Origin of the sequence: Ralstonia pickettii, from assembly GCF_030582395.1 — a bacterium.
GTDB classification, from domain to species: domain Bacteria; phylum Pseudomonadota; class Gammaproteobacteria; order Burkholderiales; family Burkholderiaceae; genus Ralstonia; species Ralstonia pickettii_D.
In genome coordinates, this window is the sequence record NZ_CP104381.1 from 417,305 (window position 1) to 443,917 (window position 26,613).

Genomic DNA, 26,613 nt, shown 5'->3' on the forward strand with positions numbered 1-26,613 from the left:
CAATTGATGTCGGCCATCGTGCACGCACCTTTTCCCTGATTGTTGATCCGTTCGCGCCGTTTTCCCTGTGCGGCGCGGTGACCTTTCCTTTTGCCATGACTGCATCTGCCACTTCCGCCGCTTCCGACAACGCTACGCCGGGCAAACCAAAGTATCCGGTCACCCCGGAGGTGGCGCACGCGATGGAAGTGTCGCTGCGCGGCTGCGACGAATTGCTGATCGCTGCCGAGTGGGAGCAGAAGCTGGCCAAGAGCGCCGCGACGGGTGTGCCGCTGCGCATCAAGCTGGGCCTGGATCCCACGGCGCCTGACATCCACATCGGCCACACGGTGGTGCTCAACAAGATGCGCCAGTTGCAGGACCTGGGCCACCAAGTGATTTTCCTGATCGGCGACTTCACTTCGACCATTGGTGACCCGTCCGGCCGCAACGCCACGCGCCCGCCGCTCACGCGCGAGCAGATCGAGACCAACGCGCAGACGTACTACCGCCAGGCCAGCATGGTTCTGGACCCGAGCAAGACCGAGATCCGCTACAACAGCGAGTGGTGCGACCCGCTGGGCGCGCGCGGCATCATCCAGCTCGCCGCCAAGTACACCGTCGCCCGCATGATGGAGCGCGATGACTTCACCAAGCGCTACAAGGCCGGCGTGCCGATCTCGGTGCATGAATTCCTTTACCCGCTGATGCAGGGCTACGACTCGGTCGCGCTCAAGTCCGATCTGGAACTGGGCGGCACCGACCAGAAGTTCAACCTGCTGGTCGGCCGCGAACTGCAGAAGGAATACGGCCAGGAGCCGCAGTGCATCCTGACGATGCCGCTGCTGGTTGGCCTGGACGGCGTCGAGAAGATGTCCAAGTCCAAGGGCAACTACGTCGGTATCAGTGAGGCGCCGAACGAGATGTTCGGCAAGCTGATGAGCATCTCCGACGACCTGATGTGGACGTACTACACCCTGCTGTCGTTCCGCCCCTTGGCCGAGATCGACTTGATGAAGCAAGAGATCGCGCTGGGCCGCAACCCGCGCGATTGCAAGGTGATGCTGGCGCAGGAGATCGTTGCGCGCTTCCACAGCCAGGCGGACGCCGAACGCGCCCTGGAAGACTTCAACCACCGCGCACGCGGCGGTGTGCCGGACGACATTCCGCAGATTGAATTGTCGGGCGCACCGCTGGGCATTGCTCAACTGCTCAAGCAGGCCGGGCTGTGCCCGTCCACGTCGGACGCCAACCGCAACATCGAGCAGGGCGGCGTGAAGATCGACGGCACTGTCGTCAGCGACAAGGCCTTGAAGATCGACGCCGGCACGTTTGTGATGCAGGTCGGCAAGCGTCGCTTTGCGCGCGTGGTGCTGAAGTGATCGGACTGATCCAGCGTGTGTCCGAGGCCGCGGTCCGTGTGGACGGCCGCGTCGTCGGCGAGATCGGCCCGGGCCTGCTCGCGCTTGTCTGTGCGGAGCGCGGTGACACCGCTGCAGAGGCCGATCGTCTGCTCGAGAAGCTGCTGAACTACCGCGTCTTCTCCGACGCGCAGGGCAAGATGAACCTGCCCGTGCGCAATATCGACGGCAACGGGCAGGCAGGCGGCTTGCTGGTGGTGTCGCAGTTCACGCTGGCGGCCGACACCAAGTCCGGCACGCGGCCGAGCTTTACCCCCGCCGCGCCGCCGGAAGATGGCCGCCGCCTGTACGAACACTTCGTGGCGCGCGCGCGTGCGCAGCACCCGATCGTGGCGACGGGCGAGTTTGGTGCCGACATGAAGGTGTCGCTCGTCAACGATGGCCCGGTCACGTTTTGGTTGCAGGTTGCGCCGCAAGCTGCTGCATCTGCTGCAAAGACAGCCACGCCGGACGTGGCCAAATCTGTCTGACTCGTCCAGGAACCTTGTGATGCCACGCGCCGCCGCCATCCCCCTGCCGATGCCGCAGATCACCCACATCGTGCTTATCCGGCACGGCGAGACCGACTGGAACCGTGAGCGTCGCCTGCAAGGCCAACTCGATGTGCCCCTGAATACGCAAGGGCTGGAGCAAGCGGCGCAGCTTGGCAGGGCGCTGGCACGGGAGCGTTTCGATGCGGTCTATGCGAGCGATCTCTCGCGGGCCAGGCAGACGGCGCAGGCGCTGGCAGATGAAGTGGGCGTGACCGTGCGCGACGACGAAGGTTTGCGCGAGCGCTGCTACGGCCAGTTCGAAGGGCTGACTTACGCAGAAGTCGCCGCACAGCATCCGGCCGACTTTGATGCCTGGCAGAACCGCGTGCCCGAATTCGCCCCGCCCGGCGGCGAGACGCTCACTGAATTCCACGAACGTGCGGTCGAGACAGCGCTCCGCCTGATCCGTCGCCACCCCGGCGAGCGCATTGCGCTGGTCAGCCACGGCGGCGTGCTCGATTGCTTGTTTCGCCACGCCAACGCCATGACGCTGACCGAGCCGCGCCGGCATGAGCTGCGCAACGCGAGCATCAACCGGCTTTCATCCGATGGTCATCAACTGACCGTGTTGCAATGGGGAGATGTCGCGCACCTGGATCTGCTGGTGCTCGACGAGGTGGACCGCCGCGTTCCTTAAACCTTCAGCCGGAACGGCGTGAAATTGGTGTCGCGGTCATAGTAATCCTCGTTCTCGGCACGCTTGAGGAAGGCGACGACGCGGTAGGTGAGCGGCGTTGCGACGATTTCCCAGCCGGTCTTGAGAATGTATTGCGCGATGGCCACGCGCAGCACCTGTTCATGCGGCCAGATGCCGTAGAAGGCGATCACGTAGAACAGCGACGAATCGACCGCCTCGCCCACCACGGTGGACCCGACGATGCGCGTCCACAGCCATTTTCCTTCCGTCGCGATCTTCATCTTCGCCAGCGTGTAGCTGTTGGCAAAGCTGCCGCACCAGAACGCGATGAGCGACCCGGCGACGATGCGCGGCGTGTTGCCGAATACGTCGTTCAGGCTCTTCTGATAACCGGCCATGAAGGGCGCCACCGGCAGCGCCAGCACGACCAGCGACATGAACGACGCAAAGATCAGCGCAGCAAATCCCGCCCACACCACGCGCCGGTCGCGCCCGTAGCCGTAGACCTCGGTGAGGATGTCGCCAAAGATGTACGAGATCGGGAAGAACAGCACGCCAGCGCCAAACGTGACCGATCCCAGAACCGGCAGCGTGACCTGTGCCGCTTTGGCCGCGCCGATCAGGTTGGAGCACAGCAGCACCGTCACGAAGGCGGCCATCACGAAGTCGTAGTAGCGGAAGTTGCGCTGAGGACTTTGGGTGGTCATGGCGGCGGCCGATGCTCAGTTGTTGGTGTCGTCCCAGAGGTCAGGGCCCGCGCTGCTCTTGGGGGCGCCCAGCCCAAAATGCTGGTATGCCGAAGCCGTGGCCACACGTCCGCGCGGCGTGCGCTGCAGATAGCCTTGCTGGATCAGGTAGGGCTCGAGCACGTCTTCAATGGTGTCGCGCTCTTCGCCGATGGCGGCTGCCAGGTTGTCGATGCCGACCGGCCCGCCATTGAACTTGTGTAGGATCGCTTCGAGCAGCTTGCGGTCCATCAGGTCGAAGCCGACCGCATCCACGTCGAGCATGGCCAGCGCGGCATCGGCTACCTCACGTGTGATAACGCCGTCGGCCTTGACCTCGGCGAAGTCGCGCACGCGGCGCAGCAGACGGTTGGCGATACGAGGGGTGCCGCGCGAGCGCTTGGCAATTTCCAACGCGCCTTCGTCCACGATGTGGGCGTTCAGCAGCCCCGACGAGCGCGTGACGATCTTCGCCAGTTCGGCCGGCGTATAGAACTCCAGACGCGCGACGATCCCGAAGCGATCACGCAGCGGGTTGGTCAGCATGCCGGCGCGCGTCGTGGCGCCCACGAGCGTAAAGGGCTGCAGATCGAGCTTGACCGAGCGCGCCGCCGGGCCCTCGCCGATCATGATGTCGATCTGGTAGTCCTCCAGCGCCGGGTACAGGATTTCTTCCACAACGGGCGAGAGCCGATGAATTTCGTCGATGAAGAGGACGTCGTTGGCTTCGAGGTTCGTGAGCAGCGCGGCCAGATCGCCCGGGCGCTCCAGCACGGGGCCGGAAGTCTGGCGCAGGTTGACGCCCATTTCGCGCGCGATGATGTGCGCCAGCGTCGTTTTGCCGAGACCCGGCGGCCCGAACAGCAGCACGTGGTCCAGCGCTTCGCTGCGGTTCTTGGCTGCGGTCATGAAGATGTCGAGCTGGCCGCGCACCTTTTCCTGACCGACGTATTCGTCGAGCAGCTTGGGGCGCAGCGCGCGCTCGAACGCCTCCTCATTGGGGGAGGCGGGGGAGGCTGAGATGATGCGCTCAGCAGAGACAGCCTTGGCGGCGAGCTTGTCGGTTTCGATCATGACGGGCAGACGGCGCCGGGAAGGCGCGAGCAGGCCATTCTACCGTCTTGCCGCGCCGCGGGCGTCAGCCCTTGGACAGCGCCTTGAGGGCCAGCTTGATCCCCTCGGATACGCCCGTGCCGGCCGGCACCTGCTTGATGGCGAGCGCCGCTTCCTTGTCGGAATACCCCAGCGCCAGCAGGGCGTTGAGCACGTCGACCGCGTCGTCCGAGACGGCGGGGCCGGCGGGCACCGCACCCAGATCAGCGCCAAGCTTGCCCTTGAGTTCGAGCAACAGGCGCTCGGCCGTCTTCTTGCCGATGCCCGGGATGCGCGTCAGGCGCCCGGCTTCCTGCAGCGTGACGGCCTGCGCGAGCTCGGCCACCGACATACCCGACAGCACCGCCAGCGCGATGCGGGCGCCGATGCCTGAAATCTTGATGAGCTGGCGGAAGGTTTCACGTTCGGCGGCGGTGCCGAAACCGTAGAGCAGGTGCGCGTCCTCGCGCACGATCTGCTGCGTGAGCAGGACGACCTTCTCGCCGGTGGCGGGCAGGTTGTAGAACGTGCTCATCGGCACGTCGATTTCGTAGCCGACGCCGTGGCAATCGACCAGCAGATGCGGCGGGTTCTTTTCGATCAGCGTCCCGGCGATGCGTCCGATCATGGGTGGGGTTCTCCTCCAAAACGGGACGCAGTGTAGCCCAAACCCACCGCACGGCCCGGTCCGGGCTCGGCCGCTGCCTACGGCTCCGATGCGCGAAGGCTAGCGTTTGAAGGTCGACACGGCCTGCCGCCCGACGGCAGGATCATCCGTGAAGAAGCCGTCCACGCCCGCACGCAGGAACGCCTGGATCTCGGTAATCGAGCCGTTGACGTTGCGCGTGTTGTCCGCACCGCTGCGCAGCGACGGCGGCAGAAAGGTGTTCTCCGGACGGAACGTGTACGGATGGACAATCAGCCCGGCGTTGTGCGCGTTGCGGATCAGGTCGGTCGGATCGGTCAGCTTGCCGTTCGCATCCAGGCCCATGATGCTGCTCTTGTCCGGGCCGACGCCGTTGGCGTATGCGGCGATGTCGCGCATGCCTTGGCTCGTCATCATGTCGCCGAAGGTACGGCTGTCTTTGGCGACTACAAAATCGTAGGGCTGTCGTCCGGATGTGCCCATCAGCTGCACGAGTTTCCAGTTCGGTTGGCTGCTGCCGATCTTGTTGCGAATGGCCTTGAGGTTGGCGACCTCGAACGACTGGATGTAGACCGTCGTGCGGCTGGCCGTGAACGCGTCACGGCGCAGGCCGTCGATCAGCCTGTCTTCGAGCGGCAGGCCGATCGACTGGAAGTACGTCGGGTGCTTCGTCTCCGGATAGATGCCGATGTTGCGGCCGAGCTTGGCGGATTGGTCCCGCGCCAGCGCGATGATCTCGTCGAGCGAGGGAATGTCGAACTGATCGTTGTAGGCAACGTTGTCAGGACGGATGCTCGGGATGCGTTCGCGTGCGCGCAGCGTTTTCAATTCGCCAAGCGTGAAGTCTTCGGTGAACCAGCCCGTGACGCTCTGGCCGTCGATCGTCTTGGTGGTCCTGCGGCCGGCAAACGCGGCCACGTCGGCCACGTTGGTCGTGCCGGAGATTTCGTTCTCGTGGCGCGCAACCAGCACGCCGTCTTTGGTAGAGACGAGATCCGGCTCGATGATATCGGCGCCGTCGTCGATGGCTTTCTGGTACGAGGCCAGCGTGTGTTCCGGCCGCAATGCGGATGCACCGCGATGGCCGATCACCTGGAGGGTGGCGATGGGCGCGGTGTTGCCACCGCCACCGCTGCCGTGGTGGTACTCCAGCCGGCAGGCGGAGAGGGCGACGGACGTACTCAAGATCAGCAAGGTCGGCAGGATGAGGCGGCGAGGCATCGGAGGCTCCTGAAGACGGGTACCCGCATGGTAGTCGCCGTGCCTGGATGCTGCTACCCCGCCGGCTTTGAGAATCCTGTCAGCCGACGAGGCGGCCGCGCCGCACGCGCAGCCCCTTTTGCGCAAGCTGCGGCGCCAGACCGGCCATGGCGGCCAGCGTCTCACCGCCGTGCGCATGGCAGATCGCCACGCCCAGCGCGTCGGACGCATCGGCGCCCGGCCTGCCTGCGAGGTTGAGCAAGCGCACGACCATTTCCTGCACCTGGTCCTTGTTGGCGCGGCCATAGCCGACCACGGCCTGCTTCAGCTGCAGCGCGGTGTACTCGAACACGGGCAGGTTGCCGCTCATCAGGCCGCAGATCACCGCGCCGCGGGCCTGGCCCAGCAGCAGCGTCGACTGCGGGTTGACGTTGACGAACACCTTTTCGATGGAAGCGCAGTCCGGCCGGTAGGTGCTCACCAGTTCGGAGACACCGTCATACAGCGTCTTCAGACGGCTGGGCAGGTCGGCATTGCCATTGCTCTTGATCGTGCCCGAGGCCACGTAGACGAGCTTGTGCCCGTGCCGTTCGAGCACGCCGAAACCCGTGGTGCGAAGGCCGGGATCGATGCCGAGAATGCGCATGAAATGGAGCGGAGCAGAAAAGAAAAACGGGGCAGGCGCCAGTCTACGCCTTGCCCCGCTGATCGGTCGAACCACCGGGCCGTTTAGTGGCGGAAGTGGCGGGTGCCGGTGAAGATCATCGCCACGTTGCGCTCGTCGGCGGCGGCGATCACTTCATCGTCGCGTACCGAGCCGCCCGGCTGGATCACGCAGGAGGCGCCAGCATCTACCACCACGTCCAGGCCGTCGCGGAACGGGAAGAACGCATCCGATGCCACAGCCGAACCGGCCAGCGTCAGGCCGGCGTTCTGCGCCTTGATGCTGGCGATGCGGGCCGAGTCCACACGGCTCATCTGGCCGGCGCCCACGCCCAGCGTCATGCCGCCGCCGCAGAACACGATGGCGTTGGACTTGACGAACTTGGCGACGCGCCAGGCAAACATCAGATCGTCCATTTCCTTCGGCGTCGGGTGGCGCTTGGTGACCACGCGCAGCTCGCTCGGCTGCACGTTCTTGGCATCCGGGCTCTGCACCAGCAGGCCGCCGCCAACGCGCTTGAAGTCGAATGCGTTCACGCCCTTGCCGAGCGGAATTTCCAGCACGCGGACGTTCTGCTTGCCCGCGAACACGGCCCGTGCGCCTTCCGAGAAGCCCGGGGCGATCAGCACTTCTACGAACTGTTTAGCCACCACCTGTGCGGCCGCATCATCCAACGGCACGTTGAAGGCGATGATGCCGCCGAAGGCCGAGGTGGAGTCGGTCTTGAACGCCTTCTCATACGCCTCTTGGGCGGTGACGCCGATGGCCACGCCGCAGGGGTTGGCATGCTTGATGATGACGCAGGCGGCGCCCTTGGCGGGGTCGAACGACTTCACGCATTCCCACGCAGCATCGGCGTCGGCGATGTTGTTATACGACAGCTCCTTGCCCTGCAGTTGCGTGTAGTTGGCGAGCGCGCCGTCGACGGCCTTGAGGTCGCGATAGAAGGCGGCGGATTGGTGCGGGTTCTCGCCGTAGCGCATCTCCTGCACCTTTTCGAAGGCGAGGTTCAGCGTTTGCGGATAGGCGCTGCGCGTGCTGTGCGACTTGTCGGCGCCGAGGCTCGTCAGGTAGTTGGTGATCGCGCCGTCGTACTGGGCGGTGTGCGCAAACACCTTCTTGGCCAGCATGAAGTTGGTCTCGTAGCCGACCGTGTTGTTGTTGGCTTGCATTTCGGCCAGCACGGTGGCGTAGTCGGCCGGATCGACGATCACCGTCACGTCGCGATGGTTCTTGGCCGCCGAGCGCAGCATGGTCGGGCCGCCGATGTCGATGTTCTCGATGGCGTCGGCCAGCGTGCATTCGTCCTTGGCCACCGTCTGCTGGAACGGGTACAGGTTCACCACCAGCAGGTCGATGGTCGGGATGCTGTGTTCGGACAGCGCGGCCATGTGCTCAGGCAGGTCGCGGCGGGCCAGGATGCCGCCGTGCACCTTCGGGTGCAGCGTCTTGACGCGGCCGTCGAGCATTTCCGGAAAGCCGGTGTAGTCCGCCACTTCCGTCACGGGCAGGCCGGATTCGGCAAGCAGCTTGGCGGTGCCGCCGGTGGAGAGGAGCTTGACGCCGCGCTCGTGCAGGGCACGGGCAAAGTCGACGATGCCGGTCTTGTCGGAAACGGAAAGCAGGGCTTGCTGGATCATGGTGGAAACGCCGGTGGGCGGGTGTGGCGCTGGGTTTGCCGAACTGGCAGGAGGCGCCGTCAGAAAGGAAATCGGTTCAAAGGCCGGCCAGCAACTTCAGATGAGGCCGTGCTGCTGCAACTTCTTGCGCAGCGTATTGCGGTTGATGCCGAGGTAGTCGGCCGCCTGCGACTGGTTGTTGGAAGCCCATTCCATCACGGTTTCCAGCAGCGGCCGTTCAATGGCCTGCAGCACCATGTCGTAGACGTTGGAGGGGTTCTCACCGTCCAGGTCACGGTAATACGCATCCAGGCTGTCGCGGATGCAACGTTCGATCGGGTTGCGGCTCATGCGGCAAGCAGTTCCTTGTTGTTGTCGTTGTTGCCCGTCGTGGGGCGGTCGCCACCGGTCGCCTGGTCTTCGTAGACCAGACGGTCGGACAGCGCACGCTGCTCGTCGAAGAACGCGTTGACGGCGGCCAGCTGGGCCGCGGTGTCCTCGATGGTGTTCATGCGGTGGCGGAACAGGTTGGCCCCCGCCAACCCACGCGTGTACCAGGCGATGTGCTTGCGTGCGGTGCGCACGCCGGTGTATTCGCCATAGAACGCGTAGTGCTCTTCCAGATGCGCATTCATGATGCCGCGGATCTCTTCCACTTCCGGCGCGGGCAGCAGCGTGCCGGTCTGCAGGAAATGCTCGATCTCGCGGAACAGCCACGGGCGCCCCTGCGCCGCGCGGCCGATCATGATGGCGTCGGCGCCGGTCACGGCCAGCACGTGCTTGGCCTTGGCCGGTGTGGTGATATCGCCATTGGCCACTACCGGAATGCGCACCGACGCTTTGACCGCGGCGATGGTGTCGTATTCCGCTTCACCGTGGTACAGATCGGCACGCGTGCGGCCGTGCACGGTCAACATGCTGATGCCGGCATCCTGCGCAATGCGCGCTACGGTGAGGGCATTGCGGTGTTCGCGGTCCCAACCGGTGCGGATCTTCAGCGTCACCGGCACGCGATCGCCCACCGCACCGACCACGGCCTCGACAATGCGCTGGACCAGCGGCTCGTTCTGCAGCAGAGCGGAACCGGCGGCCACGTTGCATACCTTCTTGGCAGGGCAGCCCATGTTGATGTCGATGATCTGCGCACCGCGATCGACGTTGTAGCGCGCGGCCTCGGCCATCATCATCGGCTCGGCACCGGCAATCTGCACGGCAATCGGTTCGACCTCGCCCGTGTGGTTGGCGCGCCGCATGGTCTTCTCGCTTTTCCACAACTGCGCGTTGGACGCGACCATCTCGGACACCGCATAGCCCGCGCCCAGCCGTTTGCACAGCTGACGGAACGGGCGGTCCGTCACGCCCGCCATGGGGGCGACGAACAGGTTGTTGCGAAGGGTATGCGGTCCGATCTGCAAGGCTGGCGAAGAAGAAGCGGCTGGAAGAAACGAAAAATCACCCCTCCCGCCCAGCGTCGGATGACGATCGGGCGGAGCGACGGGAGTGAAAAAATGCGAGGACGGGATTTTACCGCCAAACCGCCGGATTGCCTAAATGTTGTGCACAAACTATGCCGCAGTGCGATCGGCGGCGCGGTTTTTGCCGTGGCTGGTGTTATTGGAAACGGTGCAGGCCGTAGGGGCGGGCGTCGATGAAAGGCGTGCGCTCGCTGATCAGATCGGCGATGAGTCGGGCTGTACCCGGCGCCCCCGTCATGCCCAGGTGGCCGTGCCCGAATGCAAAAAACACGTTGCGGTGGCGCTCCGAGCGGTCGATCACGGGCAGGCTGTCGGGTAGAGAGGGCCGATGGCCCATCCATTGGCTGTCGTCCGTAAAGCCTAGGCCGGGGAAGAGCTGCTGGCCCTGTTGCATGAGGACGCGGGCGCGGCGGTAGTCGGGCGGCGCGTCCAACCCACCGATCTCCACGGTGCCGGCAATCCGCAAGCCGCCTTCCATGGGCGTGGCGATGAACTTGCGCTCGCAATCCATGATCGGCCGTGAAGGCTGCACGCTGGGCGCGCGCAGCGTGGCGTGATAGCCGCGTTCCGTGTCGAGCGGAATGCGGATGCTGGTGAGTTTCGCGCCCAGCCGCATCGACCAAGCACCGGCGCACAGCACCAGTTTCGACACGGGCAGCGTGCCGCGATCGGTGTGCAGCCGAGTCGGGCCGCCGTAGTCGCTGCGGCCGAATTCCATGTCCAACACCTTGCGGCGCAGGAAGGTGCCCCCGGCCGCCGCAAAGTTGGCTGCCAGCGTCTTGACCAGCCGTTCCGGATTCACTGTGAAGCCGTTGTCGGGCAGCAGCAGACCGGATTGGATGTCGGCGGCCAGTGCGGGCTCCAGTTCGCGCGCTTCACCGGCGCTCAGGGCTTGCGAGCGCACGCCCGTCGCATCGCGAATGGACTGCGCCAGCACGTCGCCCGACGAACGCGCCAGCGTGCGCCACACATACAGGTGGCCCGTCTGGCGGATCAGGTCGTCATATTGCGCGGCGTCGAGCAGGTGGCGATAACCGGGGAAGGTCGCGCTGAAGAGACTCGCCAGCGGCTGCGCGGTCGCGCGGGCCTGCGCCTCGTTGCCCGCGAGCACCCATTGCAGCAGCCACGGCAGCGCGCGCGGCAGATAGGGCCAACGCACCGTCAGCGGTCCCATCGGATCGGCCAGCCATTTCGGTACCTGCTTGAGCATGCCCGGCAGCGCCATCGGCACGACCGACGCCACGCTCAGGCAGCCTGCGTTGCCGAACGAGCAACCCTCGCCAATGCCGGCCTGATCGAGCAGCGTGACTTGATGGCCATCACGTTGCAATTGCAGGGCGCACGCCGTGCCGACAATGCCGGCGCCAATCACGGTGATCTGGTGGCGATCGCCCGCAGCGCTGCCCTCGGGTGTTGCCACGCGTTAGCCCCGCTGCCCGAACATCATTTGCCGCGCCAGCCCGTGCTTGAGCGGCGGCAGGCATTCCAGCAGCGTCAGCGCCGCGCCCCGCAGGTGGCCAAACGGCCGGCCCGGCACGGCAAACGCGCGCGGCAGCAAATCGGTCAGACCGATGGTGACGGCGCGGTCGAACGCGCGTTCGCGGGCGAAGCGGGCGAGGGTGGCTGCCGTGGCCCCTTCCCGAAGCGCGCGCGCCATCTCGAACGCATCGCGCAGGCCGAGGTTGAAGCCCTGGCCTGCCACGGGGTGAATCGTCTGCGCGGCATTGCCGATGGCGGCGACACGGCGGTCGACCGGAATGCGCTGGGCGTGCAGCCCAAGCGCGAATGTGTGGCGCGGACTGGCGTGGGTGAAGTGGCCCATGCGCTCACCGAAGGCAGCGCCCAACTCAGCAAGGAAGGCGTCGTCGGGCAAGGCTGCGCGTCGGCGCGCTTCGTCGGGCGCGCAGCACCAGACGAGCGCGTAGCCGGGACCGTGCGCATCATCCTGCGGCAACAACGCGAGCGGGCCTTCGGGCGTGAAGCGCTCCCACGCCCAGCCTTCCAGCGGGGCGCTGCAGCGCACGTGCGCGACGATGGCGGTCTGGCCGTAATCGCGCCGCCGCGCCTGTGCAATGCCGCGTTGCTGCTTGCGTGCGTCGTCAAACAAGCCGCCTTCGGCCTGGATGACGACTTCGGTTTCGATGGCCAGCGGATGGCGCCCCTCGCGCAGCGCCCGCACGCGTGCCGGGGCCACCGTGCCGTCGGCGCGCGGCAGTTGCTCGACGCGCTCCACGGGCGTGTGGTCGTAGCGGGTGAGGCGCATCGGGTAGCGTGCCACCAGCGTGGCGAGTGCGGCGTTGAGCGCGGCGCTCAGGTCGCCGTATTGCACGACGTGTCCGAGCGCGGGGACGTCGTAGTCTTCGCGGCGGATATGCGCCTGCCCGAAGTGGCCGCGCTGCGAGACATGGATGTGCGTGATGGGCGTGGCGCGCGTAGGCCAGCCGCCAATCTCCTGCAGCAGCACGCGCGAGCCATGCGAGAGCGCCAGCGCGCGCGGGTCTCGCGCGGCGGCTTCAGCATCGCGCGCGTCGAACAGGGCGATGCGCAAGTCGGTGTCGCGCAGCAACCAGTTCGCCAGCGCCAGCCCGACGGGGCCTGCGCCGACGATGGCGACGTCGAACTCCGGCGCGGCGCTGTTCGCTGTGATGCTCCCGGTCATGCGCGGCTCCGCATCACCAGTTCGATTTCGTCTGGGGCCACCGGCACGTCGCGCGTGATGATTTCGCACCCTTCGGGCGTGACGATGGCGTCGTCTTCAATGCGGATGCCGATGTGCCAATACTGTTCCGGCACGCCGGGCGCGGGGCGCACGTAGATCCCGGGTTCGACGGTCAGCACCATGCCGGCTTCCAGCGGGCGCCACGGGCGTTCGCCTTCAGCCGGGGCAACGGTGCCGGGCGTGCGGTATTCCCCCACGTCGTGCACGTCCATGCCGAGCCAGTGGCCGGTGCGGTGCATGTAGAACTGACGGTATTGGCCGCCGGCGATCACGTCATCGAGCGTGCCGACCTTGTTTGCGTCGAGCAGGCCGGTGTCGAGCATGCCTTGGGCCAGCACGCGGGTGGCGGCATCGTGCGGCACGTTGTAAGGCACGCCGGGGCGCGTCTGCGCAAGGGCGGCTTCCTGCGCGGCCACCACAAGCTCATACAGTTCGCGTTGCGGGCCGGTGAAGCGGCCATTGACCGGGAACGTGCGCGTGATGTCTGACGCGTAGCCATCCAGTTCACAGCCGGCATCGATCAGGCAGAGATCGCCGTCGCGCAGTTCTGCATTGCCGGCGCGGTAGTGCAGTACGCACGCGTTCGGGCCCGTCGCCACGATGGAGTTGTAGGCAACGCTCTGCGCGCCGTGGCGGCGGAATTCGTATAGCAGTTCCGCTTCGAGATGGTATTCACGCAGCCCGGCACGCGACGCCTGCATGGCGCGCACGTGCGCCCCGGCAGAGATGCGTCCGGCACGGCGCATGATGTCAAGTTCGCTTGCGTCCTTGAACAGCCGCATCTCATCGAGGATCGCGCGCACGTCCAGGGCTTGGTGCGGCGACGACACCCCCGCGCGGCCTTGCATGCGCACTGCATCGAGCCAGCGGCGCATGCGGCGATCGAACGCACTGCTCTCGGCGAGCGGATAGGCCACGGCACCTGCATTGGCGAGTAACTTGGGCAGCGTCGCATCAATGTCTTCCACCGAGTGCCCTTCTTCCAGGCCGAAGGCGTCCTTCGCGGCTTCCGGGCCGAAGCGGAAGCCGTCCCAGATTTCGCGCTCCTCATGCTTCGGGCGGCAGAACAGCACGCTGCGCGCCGGCGCGTTGCCCGCGGGCACAACGATGGCGAGCACCGCTTCGGGCTCGGTAAAGCCGGTCAGGTAATAGAAGTAGCTGTCGTGCCGGTAGGGGTAGTCGCTGTCGCGGTTGCGCATCGCTTCGGGCGCGGTCGGCACGATGGCGACTCCGCCACGACCACCCGATGCAGTGCGCAGCCACTGCACGACGCGTTCGCGGCGCTGGCGATAGGTCTGGAGGAAAGCGAGTTCGGTGGCGGACATGGCGTGTTTTCCAGCGACAGAAAGGATGCATCGATTGTAACGCCGCGCTTGGCGGGCACTGGGAGGGGGGCATCGCTACACCCAAAAGGAGACTTGTGCGGTGCGGACGGCGTCTCCTAAAGTCTCGGGCGGCGGCCGCCGTTAATACTGAGCTGTTTGCATCCCGGTTGCGACCTCCGCCTGCAGTGGATTGGCCGCATTGGATCGGCCTGCCCAGGAGAACCGATGCTCGCCAGTAGTTACAACCCTCTTCTCGTCCTGCTTTCCCTCTTCGTGGCCATCCTGGCGTCGTATACGGCGCTGGATATGGCAGGACGCGTCGTGACCGCGCAAGGCCGCGCGGCGTTGTGGTGGCTCATCGGCGGCGCCTCGGCCATGGGGTTGGGCATTTGGTCGATGCACTTTGTCGGCATGCTGGCGCTGAACCTGCCGATCCCGGTTGGATATGACGCCGGTATCACATTGACGTCGCTCGCCATTGGCATTGGGGCGTCAATATTTGCGTTATGGCTGGTCAGCCGGCGTGAACTGCCGTGGCCCCGCTTGGCGGGCGGCGCCGTCCTCATGGGCGCAGGCGTGGCGGGTATGCATTACACCGGCATGGCCGCGCTGCGCATGAACCCCGGCATTCAATACGACCCCGCCAGGTTTGCTCTGTCGATCGTGATTGCCGTGCTGGCCTCGGGCGTGGCGCTGTGGATGGCGTTTCGCCTGCGGCAGCAGTCGCGACGCGTTCGTGCGCTGCGTGCCGGTTCGGCGGTGGTGATGGGCGTGGCGATCGTCGGCATGCACTACGTGGGTATGGCCGCGGCGGCGTTTCCATACGGCAGCGTGTGTGGCGCTGCGCACACCGGCGCGAGTGCCGAATGGCTGGCGCTGGTCATCATCATCGTGACGCTGGCGGTGCTGGCCATCGCGCTCATCATCTCGGTGCTGGATTTGCGCATGGAAGCGCGCACCGCCTTGCTGGCGAACTCGCTGGCCGCAGCCAACAAGGAATTGGCCTACCTTGCGCTGCACGACAACCTGACCAAGCTGTCCAACCGCGTGCTTCTGGAAGACCGTCTGACCCAGGCGATCCGCACGGCTGATCGCGAGAAGCGCCGCTTCGCAGTCATGTTCATGGATCTGGACGGTTTCAAGGCCGTCAACGATGTCTATGGCCACCACGTGGGTGATCTGCTGCTGATCGACGTCGCGCAGCGCATCGGCGCGCGGGTGCGGCAGCAGGACACCGTGGCGCGAGTCGGTGGGGATGAATTCGTCGTGCTGGCCTATGTGGATGATCCGGAAGACGCCGGCACCCTGGCCGACGCGCTGCTGGGCGTGGTGCGCGAGCCCTTCATGGCCGGCGGTCACGAATTGCGCGTCTCCACCAGCATCGGCATCGCGATCTACCCTGGCGACGGCGGCAACCAGCATGACCTGCTGACCAACGCCGATGCGGCGATGTACCACGCAAAGGGCCTGGGCCGGAACGCCTACAGCTTTTTCGAGCCATCGATGAACGCCGACGTGCATCAGCAGTTGCAGCTTGTGCAAGACCTGCGCCGCGCGGTCGAGCGGCACGAACTCGTGCTGCATTACCAGCCGAAATTCAATGCGCCCAATGGGCCGATCATGGGCGTGGAGGCGCTGGTGCGCTGGCAGCATCCGCAGCGCGGTCTGGTGCCCGCCGATGAATTCATCCCGCTGGCCGAAAAGACCGGTCTGATCGTGCCGCTGGGCGCCTGGGTGCTGGACGAGGCCTGCCGCCAGATGGCGCAATGGCAACGCGAGGGGCACGCCGGCTGGACCGTCGCCGTGAATCTCTCCGCGCTGCAGTTTGGCCATGCCGCACTCATCGACACCGTGCGCGATACGCTCGCGCGCCATGCGCTGGACCCGCGCAGCCTGATGCTGGAAATTACAGAATCGACCGCCATGCGCGATGTCGACGCGAGCCTGCAGATCCTGCAGCAGCTCGACGCGATGGGCGTGAGGATTTCGATCGACGATTTCGGCACCGGCTATTCCAGCCTGCTCTATCTCAAGCGTTTGCCTGCCAGCGAACTGAAGATCGACCGCGGCTTCGTGCGCGACCTGGCGCACGACACGGAAGACGCGGCCATCGTCTCGGCCATCGTGGCGCTGGGCCAGACGCTGAACCTGCGCATCGTCGCAGAGGGTGTGGAGACCGCCGAGCAGCAGGCGTTCCTGACGCGGCTCGGCTGCCACTCGCTGCAGGGCTACCTGCTCGGCCGCCCGATGACGGCGGAATCGTTGAGCGCGGCGATGGCGTAAGCGCTTAGCGCGACGCGACTTCAGCGTCTAGCGCGGCCAGCTGGGCTGGCGTGCCGACGTTTTCCCAGCGGCCATCGAAGCGCTCGCCGGTGGCGCGACCTTCGGCGATCGCCTGGTGGTACAGCGGCGTCATTGCCAGCCGCGTGCCGGGCGCGATGCCGGCAAACAGGCGTGTGTCGTACAAGCCGATGTTGCCGAACGTGAGGCGCTCGGCGCCTTCGGCGTGGAGCATGCCTTCGTTATCCAGCGCGAAATCGCCGCGCAGGTGGTAGGGCGGATTGGGCACCATCACCAGATGCATGCCCGGCGCCGCTTGCGCGGCCATTGCGGGCGCCCGCTCGCGCAGCAAGGCGTAGTCGTAATCGCAGAACACATCGCCGCTGACGGCAATGAATACGCTGTGCCCATCGCCTGCATGCAGCAGCGGCATGGCCTGCGCAACCCCGCCTGCCGTTTCGAGCGCCTGCTCTTCCGGCGAATATGCGAGGCGCACGCCCCACGCGCTGCCATCGCCCAGGGCGGTTTCGATCTGCGCGCCGAGCCACGCGTGGTTGATGACGATGTCGCGCACGCCGGCAGCAGCCAGGCGCTCGATCTGCCAGACGATCAGGGGTTTGCCGCCCACGGTGAGCAGTGGCTTGGGCGTGTGGTCGGTCAGCGGCCGCATGCGATCGCCGCGGCCCGCCGCAAAAATCATGGCGCGCGTCGTCGAATTCAAGCCATCACCTTCATGAGAATCAGCAGCACGGCCATCCCGCCGACGATGGTCCACATCGCGCTTTTCGTCACCCGTGCAATGACGATGGCGACGACGCCGGCAAGCAGGCGTGGGTTGTCGACCGACACCGCGAGCGCGCCATCGCGCATCAGGAGGTCGGGCGCGATGAGCGCGGTCAGCATCGCAGCCGGCACATAGGGCAGGGCGCTGCGGAACCACATCGGCAGGTTCATGCGCCCTTCCAGCGCGATGAACGATAGGCGGATCAGATAGGTGGCGGCGCCGGCAATCAACAGCACGCCGAAGAGGATCAGGGCTTTCATGCGGCAGCCCCCTTGTCGGACGTCCGGGCCAGTAAGCGCTCAACCAGTGCGCCGACGGCAATGCCCACGCACGCGGCGCTCATGAGCCCGAGCTTGTGCGGCCAGCCCGTCCACGCCACGGCCAGCGCGGCGCCGGACAAGGCTGCAGCGAGTTGTGCGCGCGTGCGCAGTGCCGGCACCACGATGGCGATAAACGTAAGGGGCAGGAAGAAATCGAGCGGCCACGAGGTCGGCACCTGCGCGCCCAGCAGCACGCCGACGATGGTCGACGCCTGCCAGCTCGACCACAGCGCCACGCCAGCGCCGAGGAAATACCAATGGCGGTAGGCGGCTTCCTCGCTGCCCGGCTGCGCGGTGACCACGCGGCGGTTCATGGCGGCGAAGGCTTCGTCGGTCAGCAGATAGGCGATCAGCCATTTCCAGCGGCGCGGCAGATGCGCCAGCGCCGGCGCAATGCTGGCCGAATACAGCGCGTGCCGCAGATTCACCATCGAGACGGTCGCCGCAATCACCAGCGCGGGCGCGCCGCCTGCCCACAACTGCACGAGGATCATCTGCGACGCGCCACCGAAAACGATGGCGCTCATCGCCACGGCAAGCCATGCGGGCATGCCGGCCGACGTAGCCAGCACGCCGTAGATCATGCCGAACGGCACCACGCCCAGCAGCATCGGCGCGAGTGCCAGCATACCGGCGCGAAACTCAACGGTGCGGGGAGAGGCCATCAGAACGTGTAGCCGATCTGCTGCGCGCGATCTTCGAGTTGATCGAGCAGGCGGGCCAGCGGCGCCAGCGCGTTGTAGCGGCTGCATACACGGCGCAGGTAGGCGATGAAGCGCGGAGTGTCTTCCACGTAGCCGGTCTTGCCGTCGCGGTAGCACAGGCGCGCGAAAATGCCGGCCACCTTCAGATGGCGTTGCGCGCCCATCCATTCGAGCGCACGGTAGAACTCGCCGAAGTCTTCGTCCACGGGCAACTTGGCGGCGCGGGCCGCTTCCCAGTAGCGCACGGCCCAATCCAGCTCCTGCTCTTCGTCCCACGACAGGAAGGCGTCGCGCAGCAGCGAGGCGGCGTCGTAGGTGATCGGTCCGTAGACGGCGTCCTGGAAGTCCAGCACGCCCGGCTGCGATGGGTCGGCCGCGTTGATCATCAAATTACGGGGCATGTAGTCACGATGCACGTACACGCGCGGCTGGGCCAAGGCGCTATCGACCAGCAGCTTGAACACCTTGTCGAGCGATTCGCGCTGGGTTGCGTCGAGCGGGCGTTGCAGGTGGCGGTCGACGTACCAGTCCGGAAACAGCGACAGTTCGCGGCGCAGCAGCGCCTCGTCATACGGCGGCAGCTCGCCTTCGCGGGAAGCCACCTGCCAGCGCACCAGAGTATGGATGGCAGGGCGGAACAGCGTGTTGGCGTAGGCGAGGTCGAAATCGCGCTCGCGCAGCGATTGCAGATACGTTTGTGGGCCCAGGTCGGTCAGCAGCAAGAAGCCCTGCGCAAGATCCTGCTCCAGCACCAGCGGCGCGCGCACGCCGGCACCATTGAGCAGACCGGCCACATGGACGAACGGGCGGCAGTCTTCCTGCGGCGGCGGGGCGTCCATGACGACCAGCGTGCCGGGCTTGCCACTGACGGCGCTGTCCAGGCGGAAATACCGGCGGAAGCTGGCATCGGCCGAGGCAGGTTGCAGCGTGTCGATGCGCAGGCCGTGGGCGGCGGGCAATGTGCCGAGCCAGTCGCGCAATTGGCTGAGGCGTGCGTCGGTTGCGCCTGCTGCGGCGCCAGGGGTCGAAGCCATGCTGAGAGAATGCTGGAATGAGGCTGGGAGGAAGCCCCGTATAATACCCGACCGAGTTTCGCCGCGAGCGAGCGCCGGCCTTGTCCAGGCTGCGTCCGGCGGCGGGATTGACCGCAGTACCGACTGATTTTGTGCCTGTGCGTGCCGTTGCGCGCGCGGCCCTGTTCCCGATCTGCATGACCGAACCGAACCGAGCCAGGAAGAACCGGCAGCGCGCTGCTGTCGCCGCGCCCGATCAGCGGCCCGCCGACTTGGCCACCATCAGGCGTGGCACGCTGGCATTGCGCCCGCTGGTATTTGCGGTGGCCGGTGTCTGGACGGCGACGTCCGCGGCGCAGAGCACGGGCACAACGCAAGCGACGGCGCCCGCTGTCACTCCGGCCTCGTCGGTGACCGCGCTGGCGACGTCCGGACCGACCACGCCCGGCGGCAGTCCGCTGTTGCCCAAGATGGCCGAGCCCGTCCAGCGACCGGACAACACTGTCCCGACGTTTACCGCGGCCGACAAGATGGACGGTCGCACCAACGAAGACATCCACCTGCGCGGTAATGGCGAACTGCGCCGCAACGGCTCGGTGCTGAAGGGCGACACGCTCGATTACAACCAGGACACCGATGTCGCAACCGCAACCGGCAACGTGCGCCTGTTCAAGGGCGGCACGCTGGTCACCGGCCCGGACGCCAAGCTGAAGATTACCGCCAACGAAGGGACCATCAGCACGCCGAGCTACGAGTTCCACTCCAACGGCGGCCACGGCACTGCAGACCGCATCGACTTCATCGACAAGGACAACAGCCGCATCACGCGCGGCACGTACACCACGTGCTCGCCCGACAACGTCGACTGGTACTTCAGCGCCAGCCGCATCGACATCGACAGCGACCGCCAGGTCGGCACGGGGCGCAACGGCGTGCTGCACTTCTTCGGTGTGCCGGTGTTTGCGGCGCCGGTCATGGATTTTCCGCTCAATGACGATCGGCGCAGCGGTTTCCTGGCACCGGTGTTCGGCTACAACAGCCGCAGCGGGGCCGACGTCACGCTGCCGTACTACTTCAATATCGCGCCGAACCGCGATTTGACCTTGTATCCGCGTCTGCTCAGTACGCGTGGCCTGCAGCTTGGCGCTGAATACCGCTATCTCGATACGTCGTACAGCGGCGTCCTGCGGGGCGAATTCCTGCCCGATGATCGTGAAGCGGGTCGTAACCGCTGGTCGATTTCGGCAGTACACACGCAGCGGCTGGCCCCGGGCCTGACCGGCTATATCAACTACAACAAGGTTTCCGATAACACTTATCCGGATGACCTTGGTCGCAGCATCGTCACTGCGACGCAGCGACAGTATGTCCAGGAAGGCGGCGTCACCTATTCCATCGGCGATTGGGTTGCGCTGGCGCGCGTGCAGAAGTTCCAGACCCTGTCGACCGCCACTACGCAACTAGCAGCGCCGTACGAGCGTGTCCCTCAGTTGAGCCTGACGTATAACCGGTACGACGTAGGCGGCTTTGACATCAATTTCCTGACCGACTACACGCGGTTCTCGATCCCGACCGCCAATACCGTGCAGGGCGAGCGCCTGTTCATGCAGCCGACGATCAGCTTTCCGGTCATCCGTCCGGGCTGGTTCGTCACGCCAAAGTTCATCCTGAACGCCACTTCGTATCGCCTAGACCGTCCGGCTGGCGATACGCAAGATACGCAGATCAATCGCACGCTGCCGACGTTCTCGCTCGATTCGGGTATGACCTTCGAGCGCGATGCGCCGCTGGTCTCCAAATTGTTCGGCGTGAGCTACATCCAGACGCTGGAGCCGCGCGTGTTCTACGTGTACACGCCGTATCGCGATCAGTCGCAGATTCCGCTGTTCGATACCGGGCAGTCCGACTACAACCTCGGCCAGATCTTTACCGAGAACCCGTACACCGGTTACGACCGCATTGCCGACAACAACAAGGTGACGGCAGGTGTCACCACGCGGTTTATCGAGGCCGAATCAGGCATTGAGCGCCTGCGTGCCACGATCGCCCAGCGCATCGATTTCGAAGGCCAGCGCGTGACGCTGGCGGGTGCAGCACCGACGTCGGTGCGCCGCTATTCGGACCTTCTGGGCGCGACCACGATCCAGATGTTCCGTGGCATCTTTTTTGATACGAACCTTCAGTACAATCAGGACCTCGACCGCATCATGCGTTCGACGGTCGCGTTCAGCTGGAAGCCCGAGGCCAACAAGGTGATCAACCTCGGCTACCGCTACTACCGGCAAGACGCCAATACCGGTCAGCTGCCGCTGGAACAGGCCGATATCTCCACGCAGTGGCCGATTACGCGGCGCCTCTACGGCCTGGGTCGCATCGGTTACGACCTGGATGCGCGCAAGCCATCGGATATGCTGCTCGGCCTCGAATATGTGGCGGACTGCTGGGTCGGTCGACTGGCGGTGCAGCGCTACAGCAATGCGGTTTCGAGCTATACGACGCATATCTTTGCCCAGATCGAATTCAAGGGTTTGTCGAAGGTGGGGAACAATCCGATCGACGTGATTCGTTTGAACGTGCCCGGCTACCAGCCGGTGACCGCGCAGCCGATCACGCCGTCCGTGCTGGATCAATATGAATAACGACATCATGGCTTTCCAATCGACCGCTTTCGCCACGCGTGTGGCTCCTCTGGGCCGCTTGCGTGTTGCCACCGGCGTGCTGGTCGCGCTGATGGCGGGGACCACGCTGTCGTCTGCCGTCCATGCGCAGCAAGCGCAGTCGGCAAAGAAGACTGCACCGGTGCGCGGCATCTTCGCCAACCCGGGTTCGTCGCCGAGCCAGCCGCTGCTGCAGGGCACGCTGCCAGAGCCGACTGCCCCGGGTGCGCCGCGCAGCCAACTCGTCGACGAGGTGGTGGCCGTGGTCAACACCGACGTCATCACCCGCCGTGAACTGCTCAATCGCGCCGACTTGGTCGAGCGCACGTTCCGTGCGCAGAACCGGCCGCTGCCCCCGCGCGCGGATATGCTGGGCGAGGTGCTTGAACAGCTGATCCTGGAGCGCGTGCAGGCGCAGACCGCCAAGGAAAGCGGCATCCGCGTGTCCGACGCCGATGTGGATCGCGCTGTGGAAAGCGTGGCCCAGCGCAACAACCTCTCCGTCCCGCAGCTCAAGAGCAAGCTGAAGGACGCCGGCATGACGTACGACAAGTACCGCGACGACCTGCGTCAGGAAATCCTCCTGGCGCGCCTGCGTGAGCGCGAGGTCGACTCGAAGGTGCAGGTCTACGACGGTGAGATCGACAACTACCTGGCGCAGCAGGGCGGCGGCACGGCCCCGGCAGGCGAGCAGCAATACAACGTCGCGCAAATTCTCGTGCCCGTCGCCGAGGGCGCCACGGACGCCGAGAAGGCTGCAGCGCGCAGCAAGGCCGAAAGTCTGCTCAAGCAAGCGCAGAGCGGTGCCGATTTCGCCAAGCTGGCGCGTGACAATTCGGGCGCACAGGACGCCTCGCAAGGCGGCGAGCTTGGGCTGCGTCCGATTGGGCGCCTGCCGGCTGTGTTTGCCAACGCCGTGGTCGACATGAAGGCGGGCCAAGTGGCGAGCCAGGTGGTCGAAAGCCCGGCCGGTTATCACGTGATCAAGCTGCTGGACAAGCGCGCGCCGGGCACCGCGATTGCCGCCAAGGTGCAGCAGACGCAAGTGCGCCACATCCTGATCAAGACCGGTCCGACGATGTCGGCGGACGACGCGCGCCGGCAATTGATGGGCCTGCGTGACCGCATTGTCCACGGTTACGATTTTGGCGATGCGGCACGGCGGTATTCGCAGGACGGGTCGGCCGGTGCGGGTGGCGAGCTGGGCTGGGTGTCGCCGGGCCAGCTGGTGCCGGAATTTGAGCAGGCCATGAACCAGCTCAAGCCGGGTGATGTGTCGCAGCCGGTGCAGAGCCAGTTCGGCGTGCATCTGATTCAGGTGGAAGGCCGCCGTGAAGCCGAGGTGTCGGGGGACCGCCAACGCGACTACGCACGGTCGGTGATTCGCGAGCAGAAAGTCCAGGCCGCCTATGAGGACTGGCTGCGTGAGCTGCGCGATTCGGCACACGTGGAATACCGCGTGAACCGTCAGCAGTAAGCTACGGACATCCGCATCGCTCACGGCCGCCTGCGGGCGGCCGTGGCGTTTCTAGATCGCTTCAGAAACCATCGCAGGAAAGCGCTGCATGCTGAACATTGCCATCACCACTGGCGAACCCGCTGGTATCGGCCCCGACATCACCGTGGCTGCGCTGTTGCACCTGGCACGACAGGCGTCGCCGCGTTACGCCGATGTGCAGTGGCATGTGATGGGCAATGCCGCTTTGCTGCAGGCGCGCGCCGACGCGATGGGGCAGGGCGATTTCTGGCGCGTTGTCTCTACGGCACTGTCGATGGTGGAGCGCCGGCTGGGTGCGCCCGTGCGCGCCGGAGCGCTTGATGCCGCGAACGGCCGCTATGTGCTGGACCTGCTCGACGCGGCCATCGACGGCTGCCTGATCGGCACGGCAGACGGCATGCGTTACGACGCGATGGTCACGGCGCCGGTGCAGAAGAGCACGATCAACGACGCCGGGGTGCCATTTACCGGCCACACCGAGTATCTGGCCGAGCGCAGCCGCACGCCGCGCGTGGTGATGATGCTCGCTGGTCCGCAACCGGCGCACGACAACGCCATGCTGCGCGTGGCGCTGGCGACGACGCACTTGCCGCTGCGCGAGGTGCCGGACGCCATCACGCCAGCGGTGCTCGACGAAACGCTGGACATCGTGCAGCGTGATCTGCGCACACGCTTCGGCTTGACTGCACCGCGCATCCTCGTGACGGGGTTGAATCCGCATGCGGGTGAATCTGGTCACCTCGGGCGGGAAGAGATCGAAGTGATCGAGCCGGCCATCGCCCGTGCCCGTGCGCGCGGAATCGATGCGCGCGGTCCTTATCCGGCCGATACGCTGTTCCAGCCGCGCCTTCTGGCCGATGCCGATTGCGTGCTGGCGATGTACCACGATCAAGGCTTGGCGCCGCTCAAGTACGGCACCTTCGGCCACGGCGTGAACATTACGCTCGGTTTGCCATTCGTGCGCACGTCGGTGGACCACGGTACGGCGCTGGACTTGGCGGGCACGGGCCGCGCCGAATTCGGCAGCATGATCGAGGCGATCGATACCGCCATCGCCATGGCTCGGCACACGGCACGTTCCTGAATTTCTTCACCTTATCGATTTCGAGTTCGCAATGGCACGATCCACGACCGGCGTTCACCAGGGGCACCAGGCCCGCAAGCGCTTTGGCCAGAACTTCCTGGTCGATGACGGCGTGATCCACGCCATCGTCGCCGCCATTGATCCGAAGCCCGACGATGTGCTCGTCGAGATCGGCCCGGGCCTCGGCGCACTCACCGTCCCGCTGATGGAGCGCGTGCGCACCCTGCAGGTGGTCGAGCTGGACCGTGATCTTGTCGCACGCTTGCAGAAGCGTTTCGGCGATCGGCTGGTCGTGCATGCCGGCGACGCGCTGGCGTTCGATTTCGGCGCGCTGCTGGAGGCGGACCGGCCGCTGCGCATTGTCGGCAACCTGCCGTACAACATCTCGAGCCCGCTGCTGTTCCATCTGGCCACGTTCGCCGATCGTGTGCGCGACCAGCATTTCATGCTCCAGAAAGAAGTGGTCGACCGCATGGTCGCCGCGCCGGGCAGCAAGGCCTTCAGCCGGCTGTCGGTGATGCTGCAGGTGCGCTACTACATGGAGCTGGTGCTGGATGTGCCGCCGGGCTCGTTCAACCCACCGCCCAAGGTGGATTCGGCGGTGGTGCGGATGATTCCGTGGCCGGCCGACAAATCGCCGTATGCGCCCGTCGACATGCGCGCGTTGGGCACGGTGGTGACGATGGCGTTTTCGCAGCGGCGCAAGGTGCTGCGCAACACCCTGGGCGCACTAAGAGACGTGGTTGATTTCGACGCGCTCGCCTTTGACCTGAGCCGCCGCGCAGAAGAGGTGCCGGTGGACGATTTCGTGGCGGTGGCGAATGCGCTGCCGGCCAACCGCATCGCCGGCAGCGTTTCCGATCTCAGCGAAGATTGACGAGCAGGATGCCCGACAGCACGAGCGTTGCCGCCAGCGCAAACCGCAGGCCCACCGGCTCATGCAAGAGCAGCACGCCAAACGCCACGCCAAACAGCGGTGTCAGGAACGAGAACACCGATAACCGAGACGCCAGATAGCGGCGCAGCAGCCAGAACCACGTCAGGTAACTGGCGAACGCGATCAGCACGGACTGGTAAGCGAGGCTGGCCAGCGCGGTCGGTGTGAGGTTTGCGGTAAAGGCCTGGCCAGTGCCCGCCGCCATCAACAGCAGCAGCACGGCCGAGACGGCCAGTTGGTACAGCAGCGTCTTCGCCGCCGGTGCCTCGGAGAGCTTGCTTGCCCGCACGACGATGGTCGTCGCGCCCCACAGCGCACCTGCCACCACGCCCAGCGCGTCGCCCAACGAGGTCGACGGCCCGGCCGCCGGGTGTATGACACCGCCGGCAAACGCCAGCACGATCCCCGCAAATGCAATGCCGATGCCCGCCCACTGGCGCGGGCGCAGATGTTCGCCCGGCACGAAAAAGTGCAGGCCGAGCGCCGTGAAGATCGGCGCCGTGTAGAGGAACACCGCCATGCGCGAGGCAGTCGTGTAGCCCAGGCCGATGAAGATGCACAGGAACTCGACACCGAACAGCACGCCGGCCATCAGGCCGCCGGCCAGCGTGCCGTCGCGCAACGAGAGGCACGTGCCGCGCCAGAGCGCAAACGCAAATACCAGAACCGATGCGATGGCCGAGCGCACACCGGCCTGCATGACGGGGCCCACGTCGTGCGCGGCCACCTTGATGGCAACCTGCTGAAAGCCCCAGCACATGCACAGCACCACCATCAGGCCGATGGCGGTGCCGTCCAGCGGCCGGCGGATGGCGTCAGTGGCGGTTGCCATCGGGCATCGAGCGCGCCTGGATCAGCTCGATCTTGTAGCCGTCCGGATCTTCCACAAACGCGATGATGGTGCTGCCGCCCTTGACCGGACCCGCTTCACGCGTGACCTTGCCGCCGGCGTTGCGGATCTGGTCGCAGGCTTGTGCGGCATCGTCGACCTCGATGGCCAAGTGCCCGAATGCCGTGCCGAGTTCGTACTCGCTCACCCCGTAGTTGTAGGTCAGTTCGATGACCGTGTTGCTGGCTTCCGGGCCGTAGCCGACGAACGCCAGCGAGTACTTGTACTCGGGGTTGTCGCTGGTGCGCAGCAACTGCATGCCGAGCACCTTGGTGTAGAAGTCGATCGAGCGCTGCATGTCGCCGACGCGCAGCATGGTGTGGAGCATTCGCATGGGGATTTCCTTCCTGGAGAACTGCGGGAAGGCAATATTGTAGGGGGGTGTGGCGGACCCTGCAGGGCAGCCATGTTC

Annotated in this window: 25 protein-coding genes; 8 read left to right on the forward strand and 17 right to left on the reverse strand. The window is 65.7% G+C overall.

Going from position 1 to position 26,613, the window contains the following annotated elements:
• Nucleotides 1-95: 95 nt before the first annotated feature.
• Genes tyrS through N5B55_RS01980 form a run of 3 tightly spaced genes read left to right on the forward strand, consistent with a single transcriptional unit; the run spans nucleotide 96 to nucleotide 2,570 of the window.
• Nucleotides 96-1,361 (forward strand): tyrosine--tRNA ligase, encoded by a 1,266-nt coding sequence (tyrS, locus tag N5B55_RS01970; RefSeq protein ID WP_304538963.1) that lies wholly within the window; start codon nucleotides 96-98, stop codon nucleotides 1,359-1,361.
• Nucleotides 1,358-1,870 carry a D-aminoacyl-tRNA deacylase gene (dtd, locus tag N5B55_RS01975; RefSeq protein WP_012761182.1) on the forward strand — a complete coding sequence of 171 codons (513 nt, stop codon included), beginning with the start codon at nucleotides 1,358-1,360 and terminating at the stop codon, nucleotides 1,868-1,870. Before tyrS ends, dtd begins: the two co-directional genes overlap by 4 nt.
• A gap of 19 nt (nucleotides 1,871-1,889) precedes the next feature.
• Nucleotides 1,890-2,570, forward strand: coding sequence for a histidine phosphatase family protein (locus N5B55_RS01980; RefSeq protein WP_065859166.1), 681 nt, complete (start codon nucleotides 1,890-1,892; stop codon nucleotides 2,568-2,570).
• On the opposite strand, the gene N5B55_RS01985 is transcribed toward N5B55_RS01980, so the two are convergent.
• The 11 genes from N5B55_RS01985 to N5B55_RS02035 all read right to left on the reverse strand — a co-directional run bounded on the left by N5B55_RS01985 (nucleotide 2,567) and on the right by N5B55_RS02035 (nucleotide 14,035).
• On the reverse strand, nucleotides 2,567-3,277 hold the full coding sequence (locus N5B55_RS01985; RefSeq protein ID WP_154206338.1) for a queuosine precursor transporter: 711 nt from the start codon (nucleotides 3,275-3,277) through the stop codon (nucleotides 2,567-2,569). The two genes, N5B55_RS01980 and N5B55_RS01985, sit on opposite strands and share 4 nt — an antisense overlap.
• Before the next feature lie 15 nt (nucleotides 3,278-3,292).
• Nucleotides 3,293-4,369 carry a Holliday junction branch migration DNA helicase RuvB gene (ruvB, locus tag N5B55_RS01990; protein WP_154206339.1) on the reverse strand — a complete coding sequence of 359 codons (1,077 nt, stop codon included), beginning with the start codon at nucleotides 4,367-4,369 and terminating at the stop codon, nucleotides 3,293-3,295.
• A 64-nt stretch (nucleotides 4,370-4,433) separates the two neighbouring features.
• Nucleotides 4,434-5,015, reverse strand: coding sequence for a Holliday junction branch migration protein RuvA (ruvA, locus tag N5B55_RS01995; RefSeq protein WP_304538964.1), 582 nt, complete (start codon nucleotides 5,013-5,015; stop codon nucleotides 4,434-4,436).
• Nucleotides 5,016-5,114: 99 nt separating this feature from the next.
• The gene (locus N5B55_RS02000) at nucleotides 5,115-6,254 is read right to left on the reverse strand and encodes a glycerophosphodiester phosphodiesterase (RefSeq protein WP_304538965.1); all 1,140 of its coding nucleotides are present in this window, start codon (nucleotides 6,252-6,254) and stop codon (nucleotides 5,115-5,117) included.
• Nucleotides 6,255-6,333: 79 nt separating this feature from the next.
• Complete coding sequence (ruvC, locus tag N5B55_RS02005; protein ID WP_012761187.1) at nucleotides 6,334-6,879, reverse strand: crossover junction endodeoxyribonuclease RuvC; 546 nt, start codon at nucleotides 6,877-6,879, stop codon at nucleotides 6,334-6,336.
• An 83-nt stretch (nucleotides 6,880-6,962) separates the two neighbouring features.
• The gene (purH, locus tag N5B55_RS02010; RefSeq protein ID WP_304538966.1) at nucleotides 6,963-8,537 is read right to left on the reverse strand and encodes a bifunctional phosphoribosylaminoimidazolecarboxamide formyltransferase/IMP cyclohydrolase; all 1,575 of its coding nucleotides are present in this window, start codon (nucleotides 8,535-8,537) and stop codon (nucleotides 6,963-6,965) included.
• A gap of 96 nt (nucleotides 8,538-8,633) precedes the next feature.
• Nucleotides 8,634-8,867: a Fis family transcriptional regulator gene (locus N5B55_RS02015; protein WP_004635563.1), complete on the reverse strand. Its 234-nt coding sequence runs from the start codon at nucleotides 8,865-8,867 to the stop codon at nucleotides 8,634-8,636.
• Nucleotides 8,864-9,931, reverse strand: coding sequence for a tRNA dihydrouridine synthase DusB (gene dusB, locus N5B55_RS02020; RefSeq protein ID WP_304538967.1), 1,068 nt, complete (start codon nucleotides 9,929-9,931; stop codon nucleotides 8,864-8,866). Before dusB ends, N5B55_RS02015 begins: the two co-directional genes overlap by 4 nt.
• A gap of 196 nt (nucleotides 9,932-10,127) precedes the next feature.
• On the reverse strand, nucleotides 10,128-11,411 hold the full coding sequence (locus N5B55_RS02025; RefSeq protein ID WP_304538968.1) for an NAD(P)/FAD-dependent oxidoreductase: 1,284 nt from the start codon (nucleotides 11,409-11,411) through the stop codon (nucleotides 10,128-10,130).
• A 3-nt stretch (nucleotides 11,412-11,414) separates the two neighbouring features.
• A complete protein-coding gene (locus tag N5B55_RS02030) occupies nucleotides 11,415-12,650 on the reverse strand; it encodes a UbiH/UbiF/VisC/COQ6 family ubiquinone biosynthesis hydroxylase (RefSeq protein ID WP_304538969.1) in 1,236 nt (411 codons plus the stop codon).
• Nucleotides 12,647-14,035, reverse strand: coding sequence for an aminopeptidase P N-terminal domain-containing protein (locus N5B55_RS02035; protein ID WP_304538970.1), 1,389 nt, complete (start codon nucleotides 14,033-14,035; stop codon nucleotides 12,647-12,649). Before N5B55_RS02035 ends, N5B55_RS02030 begins: the two co-directional genes overlap by 4 nt.
• A 225-nt stretch (nucleotides 14,036-14,260) precedes the next feature.
• Here N5B55_RS02035 and N5B55_RS02040 point away from each other — a divergent pair, with 225 nt between their 5' ends.
• A complete protein-coding gene (locus tag N5B55_RS02040; protein ID WP_304538971.1) occupies nucleotides 14,261-16,318 on the forward strand; it encodes a putative bifunctional diguanylate cyclase/phosphodiesterase in 2,058 nt (685 codons plus the stop codon).
• A gap of 4 nt (nucleotides 16,319-16,322) precedes the next feature.
• Here the strand turns inward: N5B55_RS02040 and murU are convergent, their stop codons facing one another.
• The 4 genes from murU to N5B55_RS02060 are packed head-to-tail and all read right to left on the reverse strand — an operon-like array spanning nucleotide 16,323 to nucleotide 19,157.
• The gene (gene murU, locus N5B55_RS02045; protein ID WP_304539742.1) at nucleotides 16,323-17,015 is read right to left on the reverse strand and encodes an N-acetylmuramate alpha-1-phosphate uridylyltransferase MurU; all 693 of its coding nucleotides are present in this window, start codon (nucleotides 17,013-17,015) and stop codon (nucleotides 16,323-16,325) included.
• A 17-nt stretch (nucleotides 17,016-17,032) separates the two neighbouring features.
• Nucleotides 17,033-17,359 carry an AzlD domain-containing protein gene (locus N5B55_RS02050; RefSeq protein ID WP_304538972.1) on the reverse strand — a complete coding sequence of 109 codons (327 nt, stop codon included), beginning with the start codon at nucleotides 17,357-17,359 and terminating at the stop codon, nucleotides 17,033-17,035.
• Nucleotides 17,356-18,084: an AzlC family ABC transporter permease gene (locus tag N5B55_RS02055; protein WP_304538973.1), complete on the reverse strand. Its 729-nt coding sequence runs from the start codon at nucleotides 18,082-18,084 to the stop codon at nucleotides 17,356-17,358. Before N5B55_RS02055 ends, N5B55_RS02050 begins: the two co-directional genes overlap by 4 nt.
• Nucleotides 18,084-19,157: an aminoglycoside phosphotransferase family protein gene (locus tag N5B55_RS02060; protein ID WP_304538974.1), complete on the reverse strand. Its 1,074-nt coding sequence runs from the start codon at nucleotides 19,155-19,157 to the stop codon at nucleotides 18,084-18,086. The genes N5B55_RS02055 and N5B55_RS02060 overlap by 1 nt, the downstream gene beginning before the upstream one ends.
• 176 nt (nucleotides 19,158-19,333) lie before the next feature.
• Here N5B55_RS02060 and N5B55_RS02065 point away from each other — a divergent pair, with 176 nt between their 5' ends.
• The 4 genes from N5B55_RS02065 to rsmA all read left to right on the forward strand — a co-directional run bounded on the left by N5B55_RS02065 (nucleotide 19,334) and on the right by rsmA (nucleotide 25,252).
• Nucleotides 19,334-21,775 carry an LPS-assembly protein LptD gene (locus N5B55_RS02065; protein WP_304538975.1) on the forward strand — a complete coding sequence of 814 codons (2,442 nt, stop codon included), beginning with the start codon at nucleotides 19,334-19,336 and terminating at the stop codon, nucleotides 21,773-21,775.
• A gap of 7 nt (nucleotides 21,776-21,782) precedes the next feature.
• Nucleotides 21,783-23,270: a peptidylprolyl isomerase gene (locus N5B55_RS02070; protein WP_175402377.1), complete on the forward strand. Its 1,488-nt coding sequence runs from the start codon at nucleotides 21,783-21,785 to the stop codon at nucleotides 23,268-23,270.
• Nucleotides 23,271-23,358: 88 nt separating this feature from the next.
• The gene (pdxA, locus tag N5B55_RS02075; RefSeq protein ID WP_304538976.1) at nucleotides 23,359-24,375 is read left to right on the forward strand and encodes a 4-hydroxythreonine-4-phosphate dehydrogenase PdxA; all 1,017 of its coding nucleotides are present in this window, start codon (nucleotides 23,359-23,361) and stop codon (nucleotides 24,373-24,375) included.
• Between the two features lie 31 nt (nucleotides 24,376-24,406).
• On the forward strand, nucleotides 24,407-25,252 hold the full coding sequence (gene rsmA, locus N5B55_RS02080) for a 16S rRNA (adenine(1518)-N(6)/adenine(1519)-N(6))-dimethyltransferase RsmA (protein ID WP_304538977.1): 846 nt from the start codon (nucleotides 24,407-24,409) through the stop codon (nucleotides 25,250-25,252).
• Here the strand turns inward: rsmA and N5B55_RS02085 are convergent.
• A complete protein-coding gene (locus N5B55_RS02085; protein ID WP_304538978.1) occupies nucleotides 25,239-26,144 on the reverse strand; it encodes a DMT family transporter in 906 nt (301 codons plus the stop codon). The genes rsmA and N5B55_RS02085 overlap by 14 nt on opposite strands.
• Entirely contained in the window at nucleotides 26,128-26,535 is a 408-nt protein-coding gene (gene gloA / locus N5B55_RS02090) for a lactoylglutathione lyase (RefSeq protein WP_004635533.1), read from the reverse strand. The genes N5B55_RS02085 and gloA overlap by 17 nt, the downstream gene beginning before the upstream one ends.
• Nucleotides 26,536-26,613 lie beyond the last annotated feature (78 nt).